This window comes from Domibacillus antri (assembly GCF_001936625.1).
Lineage (GTDB): Bacteria > Bacillota > Bacilli > Bacillales > Domibacillaceae > Domibacillus > Domibacillus antri.
In genome coordinates this window covers 1-2139 of the sequence record NZ_MSDU01000058.1, presented here as the reverse complement: position 1 = coordinate 2139, position 2139 = coordinate 1, and the positions used below count along the sequence as shown (strand labels likewise).

1 protein-coding gene and 1 pseudogene are annotated in these 2139 nt (G+C 44.4%); both read left to right on the top strand.

What is annotated here, in order from left to right; translation table 11 throughout:
• Positions 1 to 191: 191 nt before the first annotated feature.
• A pseudogene (istA, locus tag BTO30_RS15780) lies at positions 192 to 1205 on the top strand (IS21 family transposase); the annotation flags it as partial.
• A 112-nt stretch (positions 1206 to 1317) separates the two neighbouring features.
• Positions 1318 to 2079, top strand: coding sequence for an IS21-like element helper ATPase IstB (gene istB, locus BTO30_RS15775; RefSeq protein ID WP_075399651.1), 762 nt, complete (start codon positions 1318 to 1320; stop codon positions 2077 to 2079).
• Positions 2080 to 2139: the final 60 nt, after the last annotated feature.

The following is a 2139-nucleotide window of genomic DNA, read 5'->3' as shown; positions in this document are numbered from 1 at the left end:
ATGTGCTTCTTTCCATCTATTCTTATACACGCATTTAAAGCAGCTTTAAAGCTGCTTTCAGACTGTAGACAAAAGGGACTTGGAATGAGCTGTCATTTCCGAGTTTAAAATGGACAATATCTCCGATTTAAAATTCCCCGCTCATAACAGATAATCGTCACGTAGCTTTTAATCGAAGGAGTGACGTGACGGTGTTAAGTGAAGGGGAGTTTTTTATGATTCGAGATTTACACCAAAAGGGCTGGTCCAAGACAGCGATCGCTAAAGAGACAGGATTTGACCGGAAGACAATTAGTAAATATTTAAAAAGTGGAAAAATCCCGAAAAGCAGCCTGAGGAAAAAGCGAGGCAGCAAGCTGGATCCATTTAAACCTTATCTTCTTCAGCGAATTCAGGAAGGAACAACCAACTGTGTAGTGCTTCTTGAAGAAATTGAAGCTATGGGATATGAAGGGAAAAGTACGATTCTGCAGGACTTCATTAAGCCCTTCAGGGCAGAGCCAAAAAGGCAGGCGACCGTGAGATTTGAGACACCACCTGGACGGCAGGCACAAGTAGACTGGGCAGAAGAGCTGGGAGAATATGAAGTCGATAGCCAGAAAAAAATGATTCATGCCTTTATCATGACACTCGGCTATTCCCGAATGAAGTACATTGAATTTACAACCGACATGAAAATGGAGACCCTTATGAGATGCCATATGAATGCCTTTAGTTATTTTAACGGTATTCCTGCACAAATTCTCTATGACAATATGAAATCCGTTGTCATCAAACATAGCCCTGTGGAAATCCGCTTTAACCGAAAGTTTGAAGATTTTCTTGCCTATTATGGGGTCGTGCCAAAAGCCTGCAAGCCATATCGTGCGCAAACAAAAGGGAAAGTAGAACGGCTGGTGCAGTATTTGAAAGGGAACTTTTTTCAAAGAAGGCTGGGTTTCACATTGGAGGATCTGAATTATCAGGTTCGATTGTGGCTGGATAACACAGCAAATAAAAAGCCTAACGGCACGACAAAAGAACCGCCGGTTCTGCGATGGCAAAAAGAGCAGCCTTTTCTGCAGGCATGGGGAGCAAAGCCTCTCTTCCCAATCAGCTACTGGGAAGTACGGGAGGTCAGTAAAGATTGTATGATCTCATACAAAGGCAATAAGTATTCTGTTCCTCACCGGTTGGACTTCCTGGAGCAAAAAAAGAGCAGGACGCAGAGAATCAACTCGGTTTGGCGACCCACGATTCTTTCGCTCCTACTCCTGTTCCAAGTGTGGAAACGCGCCCTCTGGCTGTTTACGCCGCCTTCGAAGAAGGTGATACAGAATGAAACAACTTCTTGAAAAACGACTGAATACGCTTGGCTGGCATCATACAGCAAGCCAGCTGGATGACGTATTGGAGAACGCTTCTGACAATAATGTATCATATTTTGAGTTTCTTGACATGATCGTTTCGAAGGAATGGGAGAAGCGCGAAGAGGTTTCTTTGGAAAAGCGAATACGACGGGCTAAACTGCCCTATACCAAAACCGTTCATGATTTTGACTTTCAGTTCCAGCCAAGCATCAGTGAACAACGAGTAAAAGAAACCCTAACCTGCCGGTTTATTGCGAATGGTGAGAATCGGCTTCTTCTTGGTCCCCCAGGTGTAGGTAAGACACACTTGGCTATTTCATTCGCTTTTGAAGCATTAACCAAGGGCTACAGTGCGCTTTTCATAACAGCAGAAGAAATGGCAGCAGAATGCCGGAAGGCAGCGCAAAAAGGAACGCTCAATCGGCTTGTCAGCAGATGGAGCAGGCCAGATCTGATTGTGATGGACGAAGTCGGGTATTTCCCTTTCGATGAACTGACGGCAAATATCTTCTTTCAGGTTGTTTCCAAACGGTATGAGCATGGAGCAATGATTTTGACATCAAATAAATCGTATCTTGAGTGGGGAAAAGTATTCGGAGATGAGGTGCTGGCCACAGCCATATTGGATCGGCTTCTTCACCATTCCGTAACCTTTAACATCAAGGGAGACTCGTATCGAATGAAAGACAAGAAAAAAGCCGGGATTTTCCCGGCTCCACCAACAACATAACCGGCAAAAATGGGGAATTTTAATCCGGAGTGATTGGGGAAAAGTAACTCGGCGTTGACA